Annotated in this window: 23 protein-coding genes; 5 read left to right on the top strand and 18 right to left on the bottom strand. The window is 53.8% G+C overall.

Annotation, left to right across the window (positions count from 1 at the left end; translation table 11 throughout):
• Positions 1–150: 150 nt before the first annotated feature.
• The 17 genes from ABYP39_RS05160 to flgB all read right to left on the bottom strand — a co-directional run bounded on the left by ABYP39_RS05160 (position 151) and on the right by flgB (position 15,584).
• Entirely contained in the window at positions 151–1,191 is a 1,041-nt protein-coding gene (locus ABYP39_RS05160; protein ID WP_372760028.1) for a sigma-54 interaction domain-containing protein, read from the bottom strand.
• Positions 1,192–1,421: 230 nt separating this feature from the next.
• Positions 1,422–1,790, bottom strand: a complete 369-nt coding sequence (fliT, locus tag ABYP39_RS05155; protein WP_372747613.1) for a flagellar protein FliT — start codon at positions 1,788–1,790, stop codon at positions 1,422–1,424.
• 9 nt (positions 1,791–1,799) lie between these two features.
• Positions 1,800–2,222 (bottom strand): flagellar export chaperone FliS, encoded by a 423-nt coding sequence (fliS, locus tag ABYP39_RS05150; protein ID WP_372747612.1) that lies wholly within the window; start codon positions 2,220–2,222, stop codon positions 1,800–1,802.
• Positions 2,223–2,292: 70 nt separating this feature from the next.
• Complete coding sequence (fliD, locus tag ABYP39_RS05145) at positions 2,293–3,696, bottom strand: flagellar filament capping protein FliD (protein WP_372747611.1); 1,404 nt, start codon at positions 3,694–3,696, stop codon at positions 2,293–2,295.
• Positions 3,697–3,816: 120 nt separating this feature from the next.
• Positions 3,817–4,197, bottom strand: coding sequence for a flagellar protein FlaG (locus ABYP39_RS05140; protein ID WP_372747610.1), 381 nt, complete (start codon positions 4,195–4,197; stop codon positions 3,817–3,819).
• Positions 4,198–4,328: 131 nt separating this feature from the next.
• Positions 4,329–5,801, bottom strand: coding sequence for a flagellin (locus ABYP39_RS05135; protein ID WP_372747609.1), 1,473 nt, complete (start codon positions 5,799–5,801; stop codon positions 4,329–4,331).
• A 190-nt stretch (positions 5,802–5,991) separates the two neighbouring features.
• Positions 5,992–7,185: a flagellar hook-associated protein FlgL gene (gene flgL / locus ABYP39_RS05130; protein WP_372747608.1), complete on the bottom strand. Its 1,194-nt coding sequence runs from the start codon at positions 7,183–7,185 to the stop codon at positions 5,992–5,994.
• A 15-nt stretch (positions 7,186–7,200) separates the two neighbouring features.
• The gene (gene flgK, locus ABYP39_RS05125; RefSeq protein WP_372781422.1) at positions 7,201–9,090 is read right to left on the bottom strand and encodes a flagellar hook-associated protein FlgK; all 1,890 of its coding nucleotides are present in this window, start codon (positions 9,088–9,090) and stop codon (positions 7,201–7,203) included.
• Between the two features lie 46 nt (positions 9,091–9,136).
• Positions 9,137–9,496 (bottom strand): rod-binding protein, encoded by a 360-nt coding sequence (locus tag ABYP39_RS05120; RefSeq protein ID WP_372781420.1) that lies wholly within the window; start codon positions 9,494–9,496, stop codon positions 9,137–9,139.
• Entirely contained in the window at positions 9,496–10,593 is a 1,098-nt protein-coding gene (locus tag ABYP39_RS05115) for a flagellar basal body P-ring protein FlgI (protein ID WP_372747605.1), read from the bottom strand. Before ABYP39_RS05115 ends, ABYP39_RS05120 begins: the two co-directional genes overlap by 1 nt.
• A 9-nt stretch (positions 10,594–10,602) precedes the next feature.
• A complete protein-coding gene (flgH, locus tag ABYP39_RS05110; protein ID WP_372747604.1) occupies positions 10,603–11,274 on the bottom strand; it encodes a flagellar basal body L-ring protein FlgH in 672 nt (223 codons plus the stop codon).
• 8 nt (positions 11,275–11,282) lie between these two features.
• On the bottom strand, positions 11,283–12,068 hold the full coding sequence (flgG, locus tag ABYP39_RS05105) for a flagellar basal-body rod protein FlgG (RefSeq protein WP_372747603.1): 786 nt from the start codon (positions 12,066–12,068) through the stop codon (positions 11,283–11,285).
• Between the two features lie 24 nt (positions 12,069–12,092).
• Complete coding sequence (locus ABYP39_RS05100) at positions 12,093–12,833, bottom strand: flagellar basal body rod protein FlgF (RefSeq protein WP_372747602.1); 741 nt, start codon at positions 12,831–12,833, stop codon at positions 12,093–12,095.
• A gap of 20 nt (positions 12,834–12,853) precedes the next feature.
• Entirely contained in the window at positions 12,854–14,074 is a 1,221-nt protein-coding gene (flgE, locus tag ABYP39_RS05095) for a flagellar hook protein FlgE (protein ID WP_372781418.1), read from the bottom strand.
• A 35-nt stretch (positions 14,075–14,109) separates the two neighbouring features.
• Entirely contained in the window at positions 14,110–14,769 is a 660-nt protein-coding gene (locus ABYP39_RS05090) for a flagellar hook assembly protein FlgD (protein ID WP_372747600.1), read from the bottom strand.
• A gap of 12 nt (positions 14,770–14,781) precedes the next feature.
• Positions 14,782–15,183: a flagellar basal body rod protein FlgC gene (gene flgC / locus ABYP39_RS05085; protein ID WP_372747599.1), complete on the bottom strand. Its 402-nt coding sequence runs from the start codon at positions 15,181–15,183 to the stop codon at positions 14,782–14,784.
• Positions 15,180–15,584: a flagellar basal body rod protein FlgB gene (flgB, locus tag ABYP39_RS05080; RefSeq protein WP_372747598.1), complete on the bottom strand. Its 405-nt coding sequence runs from the start codon at positions 15,582–15,584 to the stop codon at positions 15,180–15,182. The genes flgC and flgB overlap by 4 nt, the downstream gene beginning before the upstream one ends.
• Before the next feature lie 256 nt (positions 15,585–15,840).
• On the opposite strand from flgB, the gene flgA reads away from it, so the two are divergent.
• From flgA to ABYP39_RS05055, 5 genes are all read left to right on the top strand, one after another.
• Positions 15,841–16,551, top strand: coding sequence for a flagellar basal body P-ring formation chaperone FlgA (gene flgA / locus ABYP39_RS05075; RefSeq protein WP_372758756.1), 711 nt, complete (start codon positions 15,841–15,843; stop codon positions 16,549–16,551).
• Between the two features lie 79 nt (positions 16,552–16,630).
• Entirely contained in the window at positions 16,631–16,945 is a 315-nt protein-coding gene (gene flgM / locus ABYP39_RS05070) for a flagellar biosynthesis anti-sigma factor FlgM (protein ID WP_372781416.1), read from the top strand.
• Positions 16,946–16,980: 35 nt separating this feature from the next.
• Positions 16,981–17,454 carry a flagella synthesis protein FlgN gene (locus tag ABYP39_RS05065; protein ID WP_372765131.1) on the top strand — a complete coding sequence of 158 codons (474 nt, stop codon included), beginning with the start codon at positions 16,981–16,983 and terminating at the stop codon, positions 17,452–17,454.
• Positions 17,455–17,516: 62 nt separating this feature from the next.
• Entirely contained in the window at positions 17,517–20,555 is a 3,039-nt protein-coding gene (locus ABYP39_RS05060; RefSeq protein ID WP_372781414.1) for an ATP-binding protein, read from the top strand.
• A 160-nt stretch (positions 20,556–20,715) separates the two neighbouring features.
• Positions 20,716–22,818: a carboxy terminal-processing peptidase gene (locus ABYP39_RS05055; RefSeq protein WP_372781412.1), complete on the top strand. Its 2,103-nt coding sequence runs from the start codon at positions 20,716–20,718 to the stop codon at positions 22,816–22,818.
• 36 nt (positions 22,819–22,854) lie between these two features.
• On the opposite strand, the gene ABYP39_RS05050 is transcribed toward ABYP39_RS05055, so the two are convergent.
• Positions 22,855–23,756: FAD-dependent oxidoreductase (locus ABYP39_RS05050; RefSeq protein ID WP_372781410.1), on the bottom strand; the 902-nt coding region annotated here is incomplete at its 5' end.

Raw genomic sequence — 23,756 nt, 5'->3', positions numbered from 1 at the left:
GTGATCTAGCCGGTCCAGTGGCGTGCAACCGAGTTCCGTATGGTGGTTTCAAGGAAGGCGTAGTGGCAGCAGGAAGCCGCTTTAAATGAGGGGACAGGAGGAAACGTTACGTTGTATAGGAGGGATTGAAACAACAGGCCGTTAGGCCGCTCAGGCCATATGCAGTTTCTTCATCTTTTCAGCTAAGGTGGTGCGCTGCAGACCGAGAATTTTAGCCGCCTGAGTGACCGTACCATTGGCACGCCGAAGCGCTTCCACAATGTACTGTTTTTCGATCTCTTGCATATGCGCTTTCAGGTCAAAGCCTTCAGTAAGACCAGCAGCGCAGATCAATTGCTCGGATTCCCCAGCGTCAAAGTCAGCTGATGAATGGGGCGATCCCTGCGCTTCAGATTCTTCACAATCCTCGCTGTTTCCGCGCAGCAGAAAACTGATTTCATCATCGCTATCGATCGGTTGACTGCCCTGCCCTAGAGCGTCCTGGGCCATTGGTTGCGGTAGATCTTTCGCGCTGACCAATTTGCCGCCGTGGGTGATAGCGAGGCGTTCGAGGATGTTTTCTAACTCGCGTACATTACCGGGCCAGTTGTAACCCTGCAAAGCTTCCAACGCTGTGCGGGTAAAGCGTGGAATAGCCATACCCCGTTGCTTGAAGCGTTCACTTAAATGGGCCACCAGTTCCGGTAGGTCCGCCAGGTGATCGCGCAGGGGGGGAACGGTAATGGGGAAGACATTAAGCCGGTAATACAGATCGTGTCGAAAACTCCCCTCATCGATCATTTTAGGCAAATCACGGTGGGTGGCGGCTACGATCCGTACATTGCATTGAATGGTCTGATTACTGCCAACGCGCTCAAAGCAGCGTTCTTGCAGTACACGCAGGAGTTTCACCTGCATGTTAAAACTCATGTCGCCTATCTCGTCGAGAAACAGCGTGCCACCTTCGGCCATTTCAAAACGGCCTTTGCGGGCCGAAATAGCGCCCGTGAAAGCGCCCTTTTCATGACCAAAGAGTTCGCTTTCGAGCAAATCCGCAGGTATTGCGCCGCAATTAACTGGAATAAAGGGTTTGTCATGTCGAGGGGAGGCATTGTGAACGGCTCGAGCTACCACCTCTTTGCCACTACCAGATTCGCCTTGAATCAGTACCAGCGTATCGAACTCAGCAACTTGCGAGACCTGCTCACGCACTAGTTGCTGAATTTTAGAGTTGCCAATGGGACCACAATTCGACGAATCAACAGGTCTGATTCGGAGGGTGGAATTCACCATCTGATGTTCTCACTCGTCTGATTAAGCTGGGTTACCGCTTCCATGCCTGCTGGTTTGTTACTCTTTTGCCACCGGGCAGTTCACTACTTGAGGATCTGACGAGAAGGATATGTAGGGATAGGCGAAAGTGGTATACGCACAAACCCGGATTACCGGGTACCTGCGTCCTGAGAAAGGTAAGCTTTGGCGGCTTTTCCCTGCCGCAGTTTGAGAGCTGCTTCTTGAGCGAGATTGGCTTTGCCATCGCAGGCCAGCTCTGTCACTTGGGCGTCGATGGCAAGGATTTCACGTATTGCTGCGGCGATCAGCTCCGCCACTTCTTGCGGCATATTGTCCTTGTCAGAATAAAAGTTTTCGAGTTCACGACTGCGAATACGTTGATTGTGAAGCGCTAGCTCCCAATCGCCTGCTTCGGCAGCAGTTTTAATCGCCTGGCTCATTTCTAGCAAACGGTCCACACTCACCTGGCAGGCAGCCAATGCACGACGCTGAATGGATATTACCGGCGTTTGATTCATTGCTGCCCCCTACTCCACACCCGCTAACGGGCCCTGCGGTGCGGCCTCGCTGCCTATCGCATTCCAGGCTTCCTGAATTTCACGCAACAGGTAACTGACTTCGTCTAACACCTTTTCATCCGATTTCAGGTTAGCTAGCAGCAATCGACGCTCCATATAGCTGTAGAGTTCATCGAGATTGTCGATCAAGTCGTTCTTGACCGTGTGATCGAGGCTCATTCTTAGCCCTTCGACAATTGAAATAGCGCGGCCAATGGCCTGGGTCTTGCCGGGTATTTCGTTGCGCTGAATACTGCCCTTTGCCACGGCAATTTTCTCCAGTGCGCCATCAAGCAATAGACTAATCAAGCGGTGAGGACTGGCCCCTTCTACCCGGCTGCGCACACTTACCGTATTGTAGGCCTGCATGGCGTTACCGGCGGAATATGTCATCGTGTTGTCCTCTTGCTATTGCGTCTATCTGGCCTACATCAGATATCGGCAACAAACCCAAATTCTTTAACTATTTCTTCTCTCTGGTGAAGCCCGGCAAGTTCGCGAGCTGGCTGGTCAGAAAACTACTGGTCTGATTCAGTTCACCCAACAGAGCGTCGAGCGCCGTAAACTGCTGCAAGTAACGCGCCTCAATCACCGCCAATCGCTTATCTAGCGTTATTCGCTGATCGCTTATACGGTCAATTTGTTTCTGCAAGCCGTCGGTTCGCGTATCTAAAATGCCTTCGAACCGGGTATAGACATCTGCGACTGCGTCCAGTCTCGCGGCGATGCCATTGTCACCGGAGAACAGCGCCGCGAAATCATCAAAATTGGAAGCGATCAGGCCATTGAGTTTATCGCTATCCGTCTCCAATCGCCCAGTTTCGAAGTTGGTTGTTATTCCTATCTCCGCCAATGTATCGAGATCTGCATCAGCACCACTGACGGTTTCGTTCAGCATCTGGCGCAACTGATTTGACAGGCGGGAGGTTGTGGAATCTCCTTGCAAGAGGCCCGCTTTGCCGGTTTCCGGGTCATAGGCGGTCAGATTATTCAGGTTAGTGCGCAACGTATTGTAGGCGTTGACGAATTGCGTTACCGCATTGCGTACAGCGTCTGTATCCAGGTTAACGTCAAGACTTTCCGAGACGCCGGGGTTGGTATCGAGCAATGTGATCGTTACACCGTCGACCACGCTGCTGAACACGTTGTTCGGACTCACAGCGGTAAATCCATCAATGGTAAGCTCAGCGTCGGCCGCGGCCTGTTGCTCCAGAAGTTTGTTGTCAGCAGGCAAACCTTCCGGATCAAAGTTTAGTTGTGTGAGGTCGCCCGTATCACTGCCGTCAACACTTGCCGTAATTGTTATGGCATTGGCTGCACCAGTCTCCGCCGCAGTGAACACCAGACGACTACCATTTTGTTCGCGAATGATTGAGGCGGTGACTCCATTGTCTGAAGCTGAATTAACGGCATCTCTAACACTGGTAAGACTGTCGCTGCCGGTGGCAATGTCTACCGAAAAACTCTTTCCGTTCACCGAAATTGATAGTGTGCCGGTGCCAATCGCAGCGTCATCATTGATAAACGCAACGGAAGCCAGCTTGTGGCGTGACGCAAGCTTTTCCGCCTGAATGCTGTAGCTGCCAACTGCGGCATCACTGTCTGCACTTACTTTGAACAGGGCTTCATCGGATACGCTGGCTACGCGCCCCTGGTAGAGACCCGCTTCCTGGAGTTTAGTCAGGGCACCCTGAAAAGAGCTCAAACTGCTTTTTAAACCCCCGAATGCCGACAAGCGTGATTGGGCCCGGATTTCATTGGTGTTGAGGCGGGTTTCCTGGGGCGTTCGCTCAGCCTGTACCAGTTGCGAAACCAGGCCACTGATATCCAGACCTGATCCAATACCGCTTGAAGTAATTTGTGCCACAGTAGTCGCTCCCGCCTAGCCAGGCATTCCGGGTTTTTTTGACATCAGGGCATGGCAGTCGCTGTTGTCGGCTAACATTAAAACTCAACTTTCACTGTATGAATGCAATCTACGGGCCAATCACGCGAAGTCTTCAACCAAACTCGCTGCCCCTTTGGTGAATGCCTCCGCGAAACGCAACACAACCTCCGGTGGCAGCTGGCGTATCACTTCGCCGCTCTCGCTGTGAATAACCCGTACGATAGTGTGTCCGCTGCTGTCATCTACCGTAAATTCCAGCTCTCGCGCGCGTTCCCGAAGGATGTCATTCATCGCATCGATGGTTTCGTCAGATAGCGAAATCTCGATCGGTTTCTGCTTGTCATCCTCCATGGTAGCAACAGATTGTGTTGGCTCTGACGGTAAAACAATCGCGCGGTCAGCTTCTGCGGGCGGCAAACTTTTGCCGCTCGCGATTGGTAATGCCGGGGATGCGGGTGCCTTGTTTGTCAAAATGTCCATGCGCCTAACCTCGTCTGCAACGTGGCGACTTTTTTTTTGCAAGCCAAAAAGGGGCATGACCGTTGGCCATCCCCCTTTTCGACATTGAGAAACCCCCGCTATCGAACGGGGATTTCTGTCGCATCAGCGACTTACTGGAGCAAGGCCAGCACACTTTGCGGTGCCGAGTTGGCCTGCGCCAGAATGGACACGCCAGCCTGTTGCAAGATCTGAGCCCGGGTCAGCTTGGCGGTTTCTGCCGCAAAGTCTGCATCCTGGATTCGGCTGCGAGACGCAGACAGGTTCTCAGAAATGGTCTGCAGGTTAGCGATGGTCGATTCGAAGCGACTTTGTACCGCACCGAAATCACTGCGCAGGCTGCTGATGGACTCAAGTGCAGCATCTATACGGCTGATAGTGGTGTTCGCATTATCAACTGTGGTAACGCTAGCCGAGGCCAGCGAGGTGGTGCTGTCGATACCGATATCAGCCAGATTGGTAACGCCGCCAGTATCAGTCACATCGATCGCCTGCGAGGCCGTCAGGGTTAGCGAACCGCGGTTGGTCTGCGAAGTGCCGGCCTGATCAGCGACAACAGTTGTGCCGCCAAAGCCACCTGTTGGAGCGGTACCGCCGGCGTCAGTCAAGGTCGCCGCAGTCACGATATTTCGACCATCGGCAGCCGACAGCGTTAATGTTGTGCCTGACAGACTGGCGGTTACGCCAGTGTCATCTGAGCGCTGGTTAATTGCCGCAGCCAGCGTGCTGGCCGTTAAGGTGTTGCCGTTTAGGTCGTAGGCTGCCGCAGTACCACCATAGATATCGACGCCGTTAATGCTGAATGCATATTCGTCACCGGCAGTATCACCTGCAGTAATCGTGGTAAACGTATCGCTGACAGAGGTGTTCGCAGTGGTTGTCAGGCCGGGAATAGATGCCTCATTGATCGCGCGGGCTTTGGAGTATGCGCTGGTGTCATCGTAGCCCGTACCCAGACTGGTCGTATAGTCGGTAGTTGATGCCACGGTTACTGCAGAGTTGGTGCCTACCGCAATTTCCAGCTGACCGTCAAAGGCAGTTGCTGAAACGTCGGTCGTCGCGGTTGCAATTTGACCAATTTGGCTCGCGCGGGCTCCACTGGACAGGTTCACACTGATGGTTTCGCCGACGTTGGCGCCGACCTGGAATTTGGCTGTACCGAAAGATCCGTCGAGTATTTTCTGACCGTTAAAGCTCGTTTGGCCTGCGATCCGGTCAATCTCCGCCAGCCGCTGCTGCACTTCTGCATCGAGCGCGGCTCGGTCAGAGGTTGAATTGGTGGCGTTAGCTGATTGCACAGACAGTTCACGGATGCGCTGTAGGTTATTGGTGATTTCGTCCAATGCAGCCTCACCAGTCTGCGCCAGCGAAATACCGTCATTGGCATTGCGCACCGCCTGGTTCAAGCCGTTAATCTGCGTAGTAAAGCGGGTAGCGATGGCCAAGCCTGCGGCATCATCCTTGGCGCTGTTAATGCGTAAACCCGTGGATAGGCGTTGCAGGGCCGTGTTCAGATCAGATTGGGACCGATCAACGTTGCGCTGAGCATTCAGTGAGGCAACGTTTGTGTTGATAACCAGAGACATGGTTGTACTCCTTCAATGAGTAAGAGCTTTGCTCGTTTCGGGACATCAGCCATGCAGGCCTTGTCGCGCTGTCACGTAAGTTATCGGCGCGTGGATGAGGCAGTTGAGTAAGTAGATGTACGTAGCTGGGGAATTTTTTGCTACAGGTCGTCGAAGAGACTGCTCAGCAGCCCAGAATTGCTGCTGATAGTTACAGGTAATTGAAGAGCGAGAGTTGCTGAACTTTGGCGAATGCCTGCTGCGACGCCTGCAGGGCTACCAGCGTCTGATTGAAACGGGTCGCAGCCTCGACGACGTCTACATCGCGAATGCCTGAGAGTGACTCCTGCAGTTGCAGTTTCACGTTCTGATTAATGTCTTCTTCCTGATCAATGACATTCAGCCGCGTTCCGATACTGGTCTGTATCTCAACAAGGTGGTCCAGGGCTTGCGCGATATTGCTCATTTCCTGATTTAGTGCGTTGTTCGTACTCGCACGGGCTGCGCCACTGTTTGCCGGCGTTTCCAAGGCTTGCGCTAGACGGTCAACAATGGAAAAAATATCGTCACGAGCGCTGGGCGCGATGGCAAATTCGTCTCCCGCCGCTGCCGGACCACTAACCGCGATAGTAACGCCCGCGAAGCTTATATCGGTCTGTTCATCGTAGCTGCCGGTGGCGATTACGGTTGCCGTATCGTCGAGAACCTCCCAGCTATCTGCGGCACTGAAACGCAGTGTGTAATTGCGCTGGTCCCAGACGCCATAGTCGGTTACGGAGCCGCTATCTATCACGACACTGCCCGTATTTGTGGCTGCTCCACTAGTAGTAAAGTGACCGTTTCCGGTTCGAATGCCCGTAAAAACCCGTGACCCAGGGTCAGCATCCGCCACACTGCGCGACGGTCCGAGCTGCAATTCACGGCGACCGTCGTCCCCATGGTATTGCAAGGTGCCGTTACTAAAACTGAAGGGTTGGGATTGTTCCTGATAGCCCGAAAATAGATAGGCGCCATCGCTGGCGCGGGTGTTCGCCAGTTGAAGAATATTGTCGAACTGTTCTCGTACTTCCCGCGCGATCGCCGCACGGGTTTCGTTGGATTGTGAGGCGTTGTTAGCCTGAATAGTCAGTTCGTTAACCCGCTGCATCGCGTTAATGACGCTGGACACCGTGCTTTCCTGGTTGCTCAGCCGGGTTCGCGCATAGTTACCGTTTTCGACGTACTGCTCTGCCTTGGCAATAGCAGTATCAATACCCACAGCCCTAACCGCACCTACTGGGTCGTCGGAGGCATTGAGCAGACGCTGCCCAGAGCTAATTTCTTGCTGAGTGCGGTTGAGTTTAGCCTGATTGTTCGCTATTCCGGTTAGACCCAGCTGGAAAATCTGGCTTGAAGAAATGCGCATGGGTTTATCCCCTACCTACCTGAACGCGTTAATCAGCGTCTGAAAAATGGTGTTGGATGTGCTCACCGCCTGCGCTGCGGCCTGATAGGCCTGTTGATAGCGCAGCATATTGGCAGCCTCTTCTTCCAGATTGACGCCTGAAACGGATTCACGTCGCGCTACGTTCTGGTTCAGCAGCGATAACTGAGAATTCGCTCTGATCGACGACGAACGTGTTGCCACAGCGACGTCACCAAGAACCGTAGCTGCCGATTCCATCACAGACGTGTTGCCATTATTGAACATGCCCGCGTCCTGTATTCCCAGCATGGCGCGCAGATTACGGTTATCGCCAACCCCTCCGCTATTGGCGCTAAGGTTGAAGCTGTCTCCCGCCGCAGGCTCACCCTGCAGGATCAGATCAGTGCCATTAATAGAAATCGTGCTACCACTGGTATAGGCGAAACTACCGGCACCGTTTATCTGATAAGTATTCGCATTCAAAAACTGGATAGATGCGCTCGCAAGCAGTGCTGGATCCGTTGAATCACTAACCTGCACGTTTGCTATCTGAACTGAACCGCTATTGGTGATGCTGGCGCTGACCCGGGTTGCTGAGGCCGCAGCAATATCGGCTGCGCTGTTTATCGCTCGTTCCAGTGAACCTGATACCGATGCGGTTGGCTGTATCAAGAATCGATCACCAGCTGCGGCGCTGCCGCTCACGACAATCGAGACACCATTTGCCTGGAAGGGATCAGCGGCCGACCCCGAACCAGTCATGGTTTGCAGAGACCCGGTAGTGCCATTAATCAAGCGGTAGTTGCTGCCGTCGTATTCCAACCTGTAGTTGTCGAGACCCAGCGCCGCCGTATCGGCGATGCTTGCATTGACCAGCGCCCCGCCACTATTGTTGGCAGAGGCCACGACTTCGGGCCCGCCCACTCGGAAAAAATCACCACCGAGCGATCCGTTGAGTGTCATGCCGCCAGCATGTTGCTGGTTTATCGTAGTTGCCAGTCCATAGGTCATGCGTCCGAGCTTTGACAGGGTCGGATCCATCACCTGCTCACGAAAATCCAGCGCGCCACCGAGACTGCCACCACTGATACGCTCGCTGAGATTCAATTGCCCGGCGGTGGTTTCCACGCTGACATCCAGACGGTTTGGATAATACTCGTTGCGCGTAACACCCAGCTCAAAATTACTTTTGTTGAGCACCAGCGCGTCACCGCTGCCAGTGAATACGTTGGTGGTATCGCCGTCCTGGCGCACTACCTTAATATCGAGGTAACTGCTCAATTCAAACAGTGCCTTATCGCGTTCGTCGAGCAGATCGTTGGGCGCTTGCCCGCCCGCACTGATGCGCGCAGCCGCAATATCTTTATTGAGCTGGGCAATCTGTGCGGTAAGGCCATTGATCTCTTCGACCGAAGAACGCATTCGTGTGTTCAGCTCCTGCTCGATACGGCCAAATTGTGCCGTAACAGAGTCGAGACGACTGACCAGGGTATCGGTTTCAGCCAGCACAGCCTGGCGCGCCGACAAACTGCCGGGATCGTCCGCCAGTTGCTGCAGGCTGTTAAAAAAGGATGTTAATGCCGCAGATACACCGTTGGTGGTATCTGATAGCAGGTTATCAATCTGCGAAGACATATCGGTGTAGGCCTGCGCGTGATTATAGGCACTGGCACTGCTACGCATCTGATCCAGCACGAATTGATCGAACTGGCGCGCAATTCCCGAAACACCCACACCGCTACCAATCGCGCCAAAACCTGAGTATTGCGGCGTGTTGGTCGACAGCGACACCGTTTGTCGACTGTAGCCTTCGGTATTCACGTTGGCGATATTGTGGCTGGTGGTGGCCAACGCGCGCTGATAAGTGACAATAGCGGAAAGGGCCGAATTCAACATATCAGCCATGGCGGTAACCTCGAAAATCGCGCGCGTTAATCATTGCGATACCCCGTTATCGACTGTTTAGAGAAGAACTTGAGGCTTGCCGGTGCAGCGTATGTTCTAGCGCTGATGCCTCGGGTGTATAGCCCAACTGCCGCTCTATAACCGGAGCCAACCCCATGCCGTCTCCCTCAACCATGGATTGCGACAGCTCTTTGTCGAGCATGTCTTGGTAAAACCGTAGGTTCTGATCGGTAAACAATCCGCCCTCCGGCAAGGTGTCACGCATTTCTTTAAGCATCATCTGCACAAACAACGATTCAAATTGTTTAGCCACAGATTGGGTGGCCTGGCTATCAGCCTGTTTAGCCTGCGCTCGCATCTGAGCAAAGCCGGAGAAATCGTGATAACTGGTGCCGGAAAGATTCATCAGATCACCACCAGCTCTGCGCGCAGCGCCCCAGCCTGACTGAGGGCCTCCAGTATCGCTACCAGGTCTCCCGGTGCGGCACCAACGTTGTTAATTGCTTTTACGATATCTTCGAGAGTAACGCCGGTTTCTAACAGGAACATTCGCGATTCCGCCTGATCCACTTCGATACCGGAATCCGGGATGACCACGGTTTCGCCGCTGGAAAAGGGGCCTGGCTGACTAATGGTTGCACCTTCCGAAATGGAAACTGTCAACGAACCGTGACTGACGGCTGCCGGCATAACCCGAACATTACCGCCGATCACCACCGTACCTGAACGCGAGTTAACCACGACGCGCGCTGCAGCTTCACCGGGAGTGACTTCCAGGTTTTCCAGCATAGAAATAAACGTAACGTACTGCGAGCGCTCTTTCGGCCCGGCCACTCTTACCGATGTGGCATCAACTGCCTGTGCGGCCATGGGGCCGTAGGCCTCGTTTATCTGCTTGGCCAGGCGATGCGCGGTCGTAAAATCCGGTGTTTTCAGGTTTAGCCAGATCGAGCCATCGGCCGTCATGGAGCTCGGAGATTCACGTTCTACCGTGGCGCCGTTCGGGATACGGCCGGCGCTGGGAATGTTTACCGAGACCCGCGAACCGTCACTGCCCTGTACCCCCAGCCCACCTACCAAAAGACTCCCTTGTGCCACGGCGTAGACCTGCCCGTCGGCGCCCATCAACGGTGCCATCAGCAATGAGCCACCGCGCAAGCTCGAGGAGTTCCCAATCGAGGACACCGTCACATCGATGGCCTGCCCCGGCTTGGCAAAAGGTGGCAGTGAGGCGTGCAGAGAGACGGCCGCTACATTTTTAAGCTGCGGGTTGACGTTGTCCGGAACGCGCACGCCAAAATTGGATAGCATGTTTTTGATGCTCTGAATGGTGAACGGAGCCTGGCTGGTCTGATCGCCAGTACCGTTCAGGCCGACCACTAGACCGTAACCGACCAGTTGATTTGTGCGCACCCCGGCCACGTTGACCAGATCCTTGACCCGTTCGGCTTGTGCTACACCAGAACCAAGTACTAAAACAATCAGAGCAATTAACGGTTTCATAATTTCACCTCAGAACGGTGATAAAACAGATTGAAAGAAGCGTCCCAGCCATCCCATACGATTGGCATCAGCTATCGCGCCCTTGCCGCTGTAGGTAATACGGGCATCAGCGAGCTTGAAGGACGGTACAGAATTGTCGGCACCAATGTCTTCGGGCCTGACAACGCCGGTGACGCGAATAAACTCTTCACCCTGATTGATCGTTACCCACTTTTCCCCGCGTACCAAAAGATTGCCGTTGGGCAGCACTTCGCCGACCGTGACCGTGATACTGCCAGTCAGGCTATTGCTCTGACTGGAAGATCCCTGACCGGAAAATTCCTGATCGGCATCAATTGATGTTTCCAGGATGGGAATGCCGTCTTTGGTAACCCCACGCCCGAACAGCGTTACGCCGGGCACGGAATTGGATTGCTCTTTCGCGGTAGACGTACTGGATTGTTTCGATGCATCTGTCTGCTCCAGCAAGGTTACGGTAATAGAATCACCGACCTGACGGGCCCGCCGATCAAGAAACAGATTCAGACCGCGGCTAGCCATATAAATTGAGCCTGCTGATTCGGCCCGCTGCTCACGCACGGTTGACATGATTTCCGCATTGTCCGCCACGGGTTCCTTATCTGGAGCAGAACTGCAGGCCGCCAGGGTGGCCAGTATGGTAATCAGCAGCAGACGTTTCATCAGCGTTCTCACAGGTTGTTGTTCAGGTACTGCAGCATCTGATCGCTGGTTGAGATAGCTTTTGAATTCATCTCGTAAGCGCGCTGGGTTTCAATCATATTGACCAGCTCTTCCACTACATTGACGTTTGAGGTTTCAAGCGCACCTTGCATTACTGTTCCGAGACCACTTAGCCCAGGGGTCCCTGTTGTTGCCGTGCCGCTTGAGGCAGACTCCAAGTACAAATTGGCACCGATGGGTTCCAACCCTTCCGGGTTCACAAAATCAACCAACTGTATGCTGCCCACCTGTATCGGAGCGGACTGCCCAGCGACCTGAGCGCTGACCACCCCATCGCTGCCGATGCTGATCGCCCGCGCCCCCTGGGGAACGGTAATGCCTGGCTCCAAGACATGACCGGCAGCCATGACTATCTGCCCCTGATCATCGAGCTGAAATTCACCATTGCGGGTATAGGCTGCTGTTCCATCGGGCATGGTAATTTGGAAAAAGCCGCGACCATCAATTGCCATATCCAGCGAGTTTTCGGTTTGTGCCACCGTACCCTGGCTGAATACTTTTTCGGTGGACACAACTCTCACACCAGTTCCCAGGTGTAATCCGGTCGCAGAACGGGTTTGCTGTGAGGTCTGGCTACCTACTTGTTTTACGTTCTGATAGAGCAGGTCTTCAAAGGTTGCCCTGCCCTTTTTAAACCCGACCGTATTGGCGTTCGCCAGGTTGTGGCTCACTACCTGCATCCGGGTTTGTTGTGCATCAAGGCCGGTTTTCGCGACCCAAAGAGACGGATTCATGGCTGTTCTCCTTCCACTAACCTGTTAACTAAGACGCATTAGACGACTACCGGCATCGGCCATTTCGCCGGCGGTACTCATCACTTTCACATCCATTTCGTAACGCCGCGCGAGCTGAATCATCCGCACCATGGCGTCGACCGCATTTACGTTGGAACTCTCCAGCGAACCCGACACCAGTTTCAAACTTGCATCGGGTGTACCGCCAGCGCCGTTGCGCTGTCGAATCAAGCCATCTTCGCCTTTCACTATCTGGTTGTTATCCAGCGTAACCATGCGTATCCGATCGATGACCACTTGTGTTTCCGGGCCTTGCCCCAGCGGTACAATTGACACGCTGCCATCACCACCGATACTCAGGCTTCGATGCTCGGGTACTGCGATAGGGCCACCTTCGCCCAACAGGCTCTCACCACTACCCAGTACCAACTGACCGTTGGCTGTGAGGTTCAGATCGCCGCGACGGCTATACGCTTCGCGGCCACTTTCATCCTGCACCACAAACCAACCGTCGCCGCCCATGGCGATATCCAGTGAGCGACCTGTGTGCTGAATAGCCCCCGGCGTTAGATCTATACCGTCATCGCCACTGAGCGCATTGGTACGTGTGGCGTGGCCGGGCCCTTCTATCTGCTGTGAAAATAGTGAATTGAAATCTGCACGAAAACCGGTTGTGGACACGTTCGCCAGATTATTGGCGTTAGTGGCCTGGGCGAGCGCCGTGTGTCTGGCGCCAGTCATGCCGAGATACAACATTTTGTCCATAACCGGTTACTCCTTCAGGCTTAGCGGATGTTGAGAATGGCCTGGGTGATCTGATCGGAGGTCGAGATCACCTGAGCGTTGGCTTGGTAGTTTCGTTGCGCGGTGACCATTTCAACCAGCTCCGCAGACAGATCTACATTCGAGCTTTCCAGTGCGGACGATTGAATCAAACCAAAGTTTGAGGTGCCGGGTTCGCCCAATCGAGGATCACCGGCGGTAAAAGTTTCCGCCCAGGTGTTTGCGCCGAGCTGCTGTAATCCTTGTGGATTGTTGAAGCCCGTTAACGCAATTTTGCCTAGTTGTTCAGACGCCTGATTACTGTAGCGAGCGGAAACCACGCCATTAGAATCGATAGCCAAGCCGCTTAGAATGCCCGATTCAAAGCCGTCCTGTGCCAGGTTATTCACGACAAAATCATTGCCGTACTGGGTCGAATCACTGAAATCAATACTCAGATTTATGGGCCCCGCACCGTTGGTCGGCGTGTACGGAGGAAGGGTTACCACGCCGTTGGCGGGCGCCTGTAGTAAGCCGGCTCCGTCAAACTGGAGTGTATTGGCACCGCCGACGGCGTTGCCGTCAATGAACAGATACTGAGACCAGGAGTTCGGCGCGGCATCTTTAACAAAATACATCGAGGCAGAATGGGAGGCGCCCTGCGAGTCATAGACCGTCATTGACGAGTTGTGGCTGAAAGTATCCAGGTTGCTCGGATCAAAGGGCGCAACTGCTGGTGCAATAGCGCCGGAGGGCAAGTTCAGCCCGACGGTGGCGGTACTGCTAGGCTTGGGTGGGAACGCCGTGTTCTTCAGTTGCAGGTCCTGCAGGGTACCTGTGGCAAAGTTACCGCCGGTGGTCGCCGGAAAGATTTGCAGGCGATTCAGATCGGTATTCACCACAAAGCCCTCTTTGTCGAGACTGAACTCACCGGCTCGCGAGTAGACCAATCCCTGGTCAACGCTGGACAGAGTGAAAAAACCATCGCCATTGATGGCCAAATCCAGGTTGTTGTTGGTCAGGGTTACGTTGCCTTGCGAAAACTGCTGATTGATCTTTGCCAGTTTCACACCGGCCCCGGTTTGGGTGTTGCTGGCGTCAGTCAATGAACTGGCAAAGACATCAGAAAATACGGCCTTCGACCGCTTAAACCCGGTGGTACCCACATTGGCAATATTGTTTGCGGTAACATCCAGATGCCTGGATGCAGCATTCAAGCCGGTCAATGCAATATCAAAACTCATGGTTTGCTCTCCTTCTGGCCCAGGGGCCTGACAAATCAGCTGATGGATTTCACATCCGACAGCTGGAAACTACCTAAACCCTTCAATTCCACCGTGGCACTGCCGCCGCCGGACGGCAGACTGACACTGTTGATGGGTGCGTAAATATGATTCTGCAGGGCTTCCTGTTGTTTGCCGGTAAAGTAACTGGCACGAATCTGGTATTTGCCGGCAGGCGCCAGCGAGCCATCGTTAGCGCGACCATCCCAGCTGTAATCCAATGCCCCTGCCGACTGCGGACCAAGGTTGATACGCTTGATGACCTCGCCATTGGCTCTGACTACTTCTACCTGTACCCCGGTGCTCGCCGTCGGCAAGTCAACCTGGCCGCGCACGGCTGTTGCGCCATCGAACCTTGCCTGGTTGGATGCCACTAGCGCCTGTTTGTCTACCAGCGTTGCAGCATTTAGCATTTGGGACGATTTAAGTGAGTCCGCCAGTGTACTCATGGACTTGTTAATCTCACCGATGCCACTGACCGTGCTGAACTGTGCCATCTGACCAAGAAACTCATTGTTATCTAGCGGCTTGAACGGATCCTGATGTTTCATCTGCGCCAGCATGAGTTTCATAAAATCGTTTTGACCGAGATTTTCATCACCTTTACTGGTGGCGGCCTGTTGCGCCTGAATATCACTGATTGTTCTTAATTCCATCGCCGGTAATCCTTATTTTCCTAACTGCAGAGTTCGCATCATCAGGTCTTTCGACGTATTGAAGACCTCGGCGCTGTTCTGAAAGGAGCGCGAAGCGGAGATCATATTGGCCATCTCTTCCACTTCGTTAACATTCGATACATAGACATATCCTTCGCCGTCAGCCTGGGGATTGCCGGGTTCGTAACGGCGGGCAACGGGTGCGGTGCTCTCCGTAACCCCGCTTACTGCCACCCCTGCGCTATCGAGTCCTTTTAGCACGGTCGAAAACACCGGTTGCTTGGCTCGATAGGCTTCGTTTTCTGAAGAAGCGACGGCATCGGCATTAGCCATATTGCTGGCAGTGGTATTAAGCCGCAGCATCTGGGCATTCATTGCACTGCCCGCGATATCAAGAATGTTGAACATGCTCAACGTCCTCCGGTAATGGCATTTTTAAGCCCACTGAATTTGCTACCCAGGAAAGTCAGCGTGGACTGATAACGAATTGCGTTGTCGGCAAACTGTGCCTGCTCGATATGCAGTTCCACCGTGTTGCCATCCTGGCTGGGTTGGTAGGGGTTGCGATACTTGACCCCGGCTTCAATGTGACGCTGGTTGTCGGCGGCGCTGATGTGTCCGCTCTGAGTATTGGCTAACGAGATGCTGCGATTTTGCTGGGCTTTGCCCAGTGCCTCTCTGAAGTCAATATCGCGTGCTTTATATCCAGGGGTGTCGACATTGGCGATATTGGAACCCAAAACCTCTGCGCGACGGGCACGCGAGTAAAGCGCCTGTTCGTGAACACCGAGTGCGGTATCAAAGTTAATGGGCATAAAAAATCCTAAAGTTTTGTCAGTGGTTGCCGACAGAGCTTCTGCAACAGCCGTGCCATGATTTTTTAGCCAATACTTTCATAGGGTTACAGTTTCAGGCCAAAAAACTGTCCGTGCCGAATGTAGGAATGCGGCAAGGGTTTGCCGCTTGTGTGCACATGCTTGCCGGTGGCGGCAAAGCTCACCACCATGGCTTTCTGGCACGCTACTTGCTGCCTGGAGGGAGAACGACAAATTTTTGACGGGTCATAACAGGATGGCTACCACCGCTAAAACGATACGACAGTTCTGGGCGCTTGCTCTGCTGGCACTGCCAATGGTGGCCAGCGCTGAACCCCTGCAATCGGAGCGCAGTATCCGCAACGCTGCCAAAAATCACATAGCGGCTCGCCACCCCTGGAAACATCTGGACCACGAGGTGGTGGCTGGGCGCCTTGATAGCCGCAGTCGTCTGCCGCGTTGCGCCGGCCCACTGGAGGCTTTCACTCCGCCGCGTGCTGTGATTAGGCAGCGCACAACGGTCGGTGTGCGCTGTACCGCCGGCAGCAGCTGGACAATCTATCTGCCGGTAACCGTGAATGCCTTCGCCAACGCCCTGGTTGCCACCCGCCCCCTGCCGCGTGGCAGCGTGCTGGATGAAAGCTCTGTCCGCTCCGTAAAACGCAATATTTCAGCGCTCGGCTACGGTTATATCGATAATCTGCAAATAGCGGGCGGATATCGCGCCAGCCGATCGATAAGCGCTGGAGCGGTAATAACCCCAAACATGGTCGAATCAGCGGTGATGATCAAACGCGGCCAAACGGTCACACTGTTTGCGCGGTACGGCTCTGTTGGGGTGTCCATGACGGGCGTTGCCGCCAGCGATGCCAGTCTTGGCAACCGTATCAGTGTAAAGAATCTGAAATCCGGAAAAACTGTGGAAGGTATTGTTCGCTCATCAGAGATGGTGGAAGTGTTGTTATGACGCTGATCGCCACTAAAGATTTCTAGACATTAACCGATAACTCTTTTACGCGTACGACGAATTAACAGCAGGCATTGCCATGGTAGACAAGATCAACAGCCCCACGCCCCCTCCGTCGCGCCGTCCCGAGACGGGAAACACGCGAGCGACACAGGAAGGCTCCAGAGAAATTTCCAGTGATGACAATGCATTACAGGGCACATCTGCGAACCAGCCTGAGCAGGCAGTACGCTCAACTTTTGAGCAGTTACAGGCCAATGTCGCCAATAGTACCGAGATTGATATGGGCAAGGTGTCGGCCATAAAGTCGGCGATAGAGCGTGGCGACTATGCCATCGATGCGCAGCGGATTTCGCGTGCGGTGGTAGATCTTGAGCAGTTGTTGCGGGCTTGAGCCCCAGCGACTGTATTGCACTAGAGGACTTTCAGATGACAAGAAAAATCGACATCATCAGCATCACGCGGGATATTATCGCGGCCATTCACCAATTCAAAGGTGTGTTGATAGAAGAAGCCAATGCGCTGGTGCAAACCGATAAGACTGCCTTGCTCGAAATCGCCGAACGAAAAATACGCTACGCCGATCATCTTGATCAGCTGGTTAAAACCCGCGCTAAAATGTTTTCGTCACTGGGTATCGATGAATCCGACGATGACGCGGTAAAATCCCTATTTAACGACTGCGGTCAGGTACATTTGATCGACCGCGACTGGCATAGCGCGATGACCACCCTGCAGGAGTGCGAAACAATGAATTCGCGCGCCGGAGTCGACATTCAGGTACAGTCGCACTATGTGCGCCGCGGTCTTGAAGTGCTCGGTGGAAAGCCCTTACACCGCAGCTATGGCGCAAACGGCTATTATGAAGATGAAGGGCTGGCAACGAATTTGGGTACTGCCTGACTCCAGAGCACATCTATCGCTGCACTGGGCCCTGCAGCGGCACTCAACCCATTGGAGCAAGAGTGAATCTATCTCAGCCCCCTAGCGTCTGGCGCCATACCGTACCTCGCATACTTCTCGTTGCACTGGCCTACGCCGCGCTGGCTCACTTGGGGCTGCGCTTTGCCATTCCACCGGGCTACGCGACTGCCGTGTGGCCCCCCTCAGGCTTGGCCCTGGCAGCCGTGTTGATTTGGGGCCATTGGGCAGCCCTTGGCGTGTTTCTTGGCTCATTTCTGGTCAATGCATGGCTCACCGGGATTGGCGCTATGAATGCCTTGCTGGTGCCAGCCGGCATTGCTGCCGGCTCTGCGTTGCAGGCCAGCGTGGGCCGAATCCTGATTACCCGTTACAGTTCGCCACCCTGGAGCTTTCTGCAACTACGCCAGGCGCTCTTTATCATCCTGTTGGGCGGCCCACTGGCCTGTCTTGTATCAACTACCGTCGGCAACTCAGTCTTATTTATAATGGGACGCTTCGAAGGCGGCGGATTTTCCGACAGTTGGTTTAACTGGTGGGTAGGCGATGCTCTGGGCGTGCTGGTCTTTGCCCCTATTCTTGTCATGCTCGTGCAGCCCGAGAAGATTATCAGTTCGCGCCGCAAACTGGTGATTTGTCTGCCCTTAGTGTTTATGTATCTGTTTCTGAACCTGCTGTATCTGACAGGCAAGAATCGCTACGAAGAACAGTTAAGCGCCACACTCGACAGCGAAACCCAGCTGCAAGCGTCTTTTTTTAAAGAACACATCAACCGGAAAACGGGCATGCTGCACAGCCTCGCCGGTTTGTTTGAAGCCTCAGAACATGTGTCGCGGGAGGAATTTCGTCGGTTCTACAACAACGTGGGGCGAACCCTCGACCACACACCGACCCTGGGCTGGGCACCCCGAATTACACCAGACCAACTGGACAGTTTAGTAGCGCGGGCAACCAATGAAGGTCTCAAGGACTTTCGGCTTTTTGAAATGGGTGCAGACGGGCCCCAGCCAATCACGGCACGCGATATCTACCAGCCACTGTTTTACATCGAGCCATCTGCGCGACACCCCAAGGCGTTCGGATTTGACTTGTTTTCGGAAAGCATGCGCCGCGCAGCCATAAAAAAAGCACAAATGACGGATAACATAACGGTTGCCGGTCCGTTGTACATTGTTGGCGGCGAGGCCCCGCAGTGGGTTTATGTATTGACCCGCTCACTGGCGGCCGACGCAGGGGACGCGGTGCTTTCGATTATCTGGATTGAGCAGCTGGTTAAGCCACTCGTCAATGCCATCAGTGGCGACAGAATCGGCTACCGCTTGCTGGACATGGAAACGGGCGAAGCACTTTACAGTGCTGACAGTGCAGCGTTCAGAAGTGCGATCAACCAGAGCCAGCCCCTTGAATTCCTTGATCGAACACTCATTCTGGAAAGCTGGGTTACCAATGCTCATGTTGCCCAGACCATCAATGAGCGCATGGCGCCGCTGGTGGTCGGCGGCTTCTTTATAATCGGCGCCATTGCCCTGCTACTGATCAATTCCACTGGCGCCCAAGAGTCGGCACAGAAACTGGTTACGTCTAAAACCCGGGAGTTGCGTCAAGAACGGGAATTTCTGGAAACCATCATCGACAATCTCCCGATGATTCTCTACATCAAAGATGCAAAAACACGGCAGTATGTTCGTGTAAACAAGGCTGGGTATGACGTGATGCGGGAGGAGGCACCAGACCCCGTTAACAGCACCCAGGAAGAGCTCTTTCTGAGTCAGATGGGGGAAAGCAGCCGCACAATTGACGACAAAGTGGTTTTTGAAAAAGCCACAGTGCAGGACATAACCCACTTTGAGCATCGGGATGAGGTGCTCTGGTTTAACAACATTAAAGTACCAATCGAAGACCCGGATACCGGGCAGGTTAGATATATTCTGGGGTTATCAGAGGATATCACCGGCCAGCGCAATGCAGAGCGCTCCATCAGCGAAGCGCGAGAGCGCTTTAGCCTTATCTTGGAGCACATCGGTGAAGGCCTGGTCGGAATCGATACGACTGGCGCGATTACCTTTGTTAATCCTGCGGCGCAAACCCTGCTCGGCTACAGCGAGGATGACCTCCTGCAGCAGAACGCGCATGCGCTGTTCCAGCATCACTACGCCGATGGCCGCCCCTTTCCCAAGGATAAAAGCCACATCCTGCGCACCTTAATTACGGGTACAGGCTGCCGGCTCGACGACCAGGTGTTCTGGCACCGCGACGGCATGTCCATCCCAGTGGAGTTTGTGTGCAGCCCAATATTCGAAGGTGGAAATATCGCTGGTGCGGTGATTGTATTTAACGATATTTCCAAGCGTCTCACTGTGGAGCGCCTGCAAATTGAGCAAACCCGGCGCGTGCAACAGGCCAATGAAGATCTGGAGGAATTCAGTTACGTAGCCAGCCATGACCTGCAAGAACCCCTTCGCACGCTTACCTGTTTCTGCGATTTCCTCGAAGAAGACCTAGGCGACGATCTGCCGGAGGCTGCTGCCACCGATCTGGAACATATCAAGCAGGCCTCACGGCGCATGAGCCGTCTGATCAACGACATGCTGGCTTATTCTCGGGCTGGTCGGGCATCCCTTGAATTGGTACCCGTTGACCTTACCGATTGTCTGGCTCAGGTACAGAAAGACCTGGCGCTGCTGATACGTGAACGACAGGCGGTAATCACTGTCAGCGACGAACTGCCCTTTGTACAGGGTGAGCGCAACAGTCTTATTAGGGTTTTCCAGAACCTGATCCAGAACAGCATCCGCTATTGTGAGGCAACGCCGCCCAAAATAGAGGTCTACGTGTCGGGAACTGACGGGAACTCCGTAACTATTGCAGTATCAGATAATGGGATAGGTATCGAAGAACAATACCTAGACCATATTTTTGGTGCCTTCCGCCGGCTGCATAACGCTGATGAATATGAAGGTTCCGGAATTGGATTAGCTGTCGTCAAAAAACTGGTTGAGGTACATAAAGGCAGTATCTGGGTGAAGTCGGAACCGGGGCATGGGAGCATATTTTACGTGAAACTAAATCGTTCTATTATTTAGGAAACAGTTAGTTACATGACCTACCTAGAATGTAGATTAGGTAAAGCGCCCGCGCCAATCATGCGCCGGCAAACCGCACACCGTACGACGGGTGACCCGAATGGTAAGTAACGATACTATAACCCTTTGCTTTCGAAGTATGACGCCAATAATGATGCCAATGAAGTCCGTATCCACCCTCCTGCGCTGTACACTGACAGTCGTCGCCTTGCTCTACGGTTCAGCCTGCGCGCAGGCTGCCACCCAGCTCGAATCGCCCCTGCAACCCACACCGATACAGACCCAGACGGCGAAAATGATCGTCAAGCAGCTGGAGCAGGAACACTACGTCAACATGAAGCTGGATGACAAAACCTCCGGCTTGTTACTTGATGCCTATATTCGGACCCTCGATCCAGGGCGAGTGTTCTTTCTGCAATCAGACATCAACGAATTCCAGCGGCTTCGCAGTCAGCTCGATGACGAGCTGAAGAAGGGTGAGCTAAAAAGTGGGTTCGCAATCTACAACCGCTATCATCAGCGACTGACAGATCGTCTGAATAAAATTGTCAGCGCCCTTCCGGCGATGATCAAATCCTTCGATTTTACGGCAGAAGAAGATTTGGTCGTGGACCGGGAGAAGGAGCCCTGGCCTGCCACCGCCAAGGAAGCCGATGATCTGTGGCGCAAGCAAATCAAAAACCGGGTGTTGTCGCTGAAACTGTCGGGCAAGGAAACCAAGGACATACAGGAGCTGTTGCTCAAGCGCTACCAGAATCAATTAAGCCGGGTTTCCCAATCCACCAGCGAAGATGTTTTCCAGTACTACATGAATTCGCTGGCAGCGCTTTATGACCCCCATACCGATTATTTTTCACCGCGCTTATCTGAAAACTTCCAGATCAATATGAGCCTGAAACTGGAAGGTATTGGCGCCGTATTACAGGCCGATGACGAATACACCAAAGTGGTACGGTTGGTTCCGGCGGGGCCGGCTGACAAGAATGGCCAGCTGCACCCGGCAGATCGCATCATTGCGGTCGGTGAAGGACGTAAAGGCGAGTTCAAAGATGTGATCGGCTGGCGTCTGGACGACGTGGTCGACCTGATTCGGGGCCCCAAAGGGACTATTGTCCGTTTGCAGGTGATTCCCGCTGCGGCCCAAAGTGAAGAAGTGCGTAAGACCGTAACCATTGAGCGCAACGAGGTAAAACTCGAGGAACAGAGCGCTAAGAAAAAGATGATCAAGGTCTACCAAGAGGGACGGCTGGTAAAAGTGGGTGTTATCAGCATTCCTGCGTTTTACTTGGATTTTGAGGCTCTGCGTCGCGGCGACCCCGATTTTCGCAGCTCTACCCGCGACACCCAGCGGCTGCTCAATGAGCTGCTGGCCGATGGCGCCGAAGGCATTGTGATTGACCTGCGCGACAACGGCGGTGGTTCACTGGCCGAGGCCAATGCCCTCACCGGCCTGTTTATCGAATCCGGCCCTACCGTGCAGATACGCTTTGCCAATGCGTGGGTGAAACGCGAAGGTAAGCGACGCAGTAGCGATTACTACGATGGCCCACTGGCCGTTCTGATCAATCGCATGAGCGCCTCAGCCTCGGAAATTTTCGCTGGTGCCATTCAGGATTATCAGCGCGGAATTGTCATTGGCAATCAGTCTTTCGGTAAAGGTACCGTGCAGTCGATCAACCCGCTGCAGCACGGGCAGCTAAAATTGACTGAATCCAAGTTTTACCGGATTTCCGGTGAAAGCACACAGCACAATGGGGTGCTGCCGGATATCGAATTTCCGGCTATCTACGATAAAGACCTAGTGGGCGAGAGCACCCTCGATAACGCCCTGCCCTGGGATCGTATTGCCCCGGTGTATCACAATACCTATTTTGACCTGCAGGCCGAATTGCCCGAGCTGCGTGAACGGCACCGCAAACGCGCCGCGAAAGATCCCGACTTCCAGTTTATGAGTTCTCAGCTGGATCAGATGGAAGAATTCCGCAATGTCAAAACGCTGTCTTTAAACGAAGAGGTGCGTCGAAAACAGCGTGATGAACGGCGCAAATTGCAGCTGATGATGGAAAACAAGCGTCGTGTCGCAAAGGGCGAAGAACCCCTCGCCTCACTCACGGACGATGACACCGAAGAGCCTGAAGAAACAGCCCCTGACGGCAAAGAAAAGGAAGAAACACCTGACCCACTGCTGATTGAAGCCAGCCATATACTGGTGGATAGCATGCCGATTTTTGCCAGACCGCAGATGGCGGAAGCGATCAAGTAACCTCGCAAACGGCCCGCCGCGCGGGCCGTACTGAGGTTAAGCTTCTACCCTCTCCCGCGTGACCGAACGCATGGTGACAAACTCTTCTGCCACTGATGGATGAATGCCTATGGTGGCGTCAAAGTCAGCCTTAGTCGCCCCCATTTTTATAGCGATAGCAATCCCCTGAATCACTTCAGCGGCTTCATCGCCCAGCATGTGTGCACCAACCACGCGATCGCTTTGCGCGTCTACCAGGAGCTTGAGAAAGACCTTGCCCTGATGATCGCCCAGCGTGTGTTTAAGGTGGCGAAAACGCGAGGTGAAAACCTTGATTTTGCTATAGCGTGAAAGTGCTTCTTCTTCTGACAAACCAACGGTGGCTACATTGGGGTGGCTGAAGATCGCGGTTGCGATATTACTGTAATCTACGCTGCGCTGTTCACCGTTGTAGAGGTTCGCTGCCAGCGTCATACCTTCGGCCAGGGCCACCGGTGTTAATTCAATACCACCGGTTACATCGCCCAGCGCATAGATGCCGGGCTCGCTGGTTTCGAATTTGTCGTTCACCGCGATAAAGCCCTTGTCATCAAGCGCCACATTCACTGTATCCAGCCCCAGCCCTTCTAGCAGCGGCTTACGACCCGTGGCGTACAGCACCAAACCGGTCTCAATTGTCGAGCCATCATCAAGCGTCAAGCGATAGCCGTCACCCTCTGAATCGATCCGGCTAACATTGGACTCAAACCGGATATCAACCCCTTCACGTTGCATCTCTTCCGCCAGAATCTGTCGTACCTCTTCGTCGAAGCCACGCAAAAACAATTGTCGGCGGTACAGCTGGGTAGTTTTCACGCCGAGACCATTGAGGATGCTGGCAAACTCACAGGCGATATAGCCGCCACCAACAACAACCGCAGTTTCTGGCAGTTTGTCGAGATAAAAAATCTCATTCGATG

The sequence above is a fragment of the Litorivivens sp. genome (assembly GCF_041625495.1).
Taxonomy (GTDB): Bacteria; Pseudomonadota; Gammaproteobacteria; order Pseudomonadales; family Spongiibacteraceae; genus Litorivivens.
This window is presented reverse-complemented; position numbering and strand designations above follow the sequence as displayed.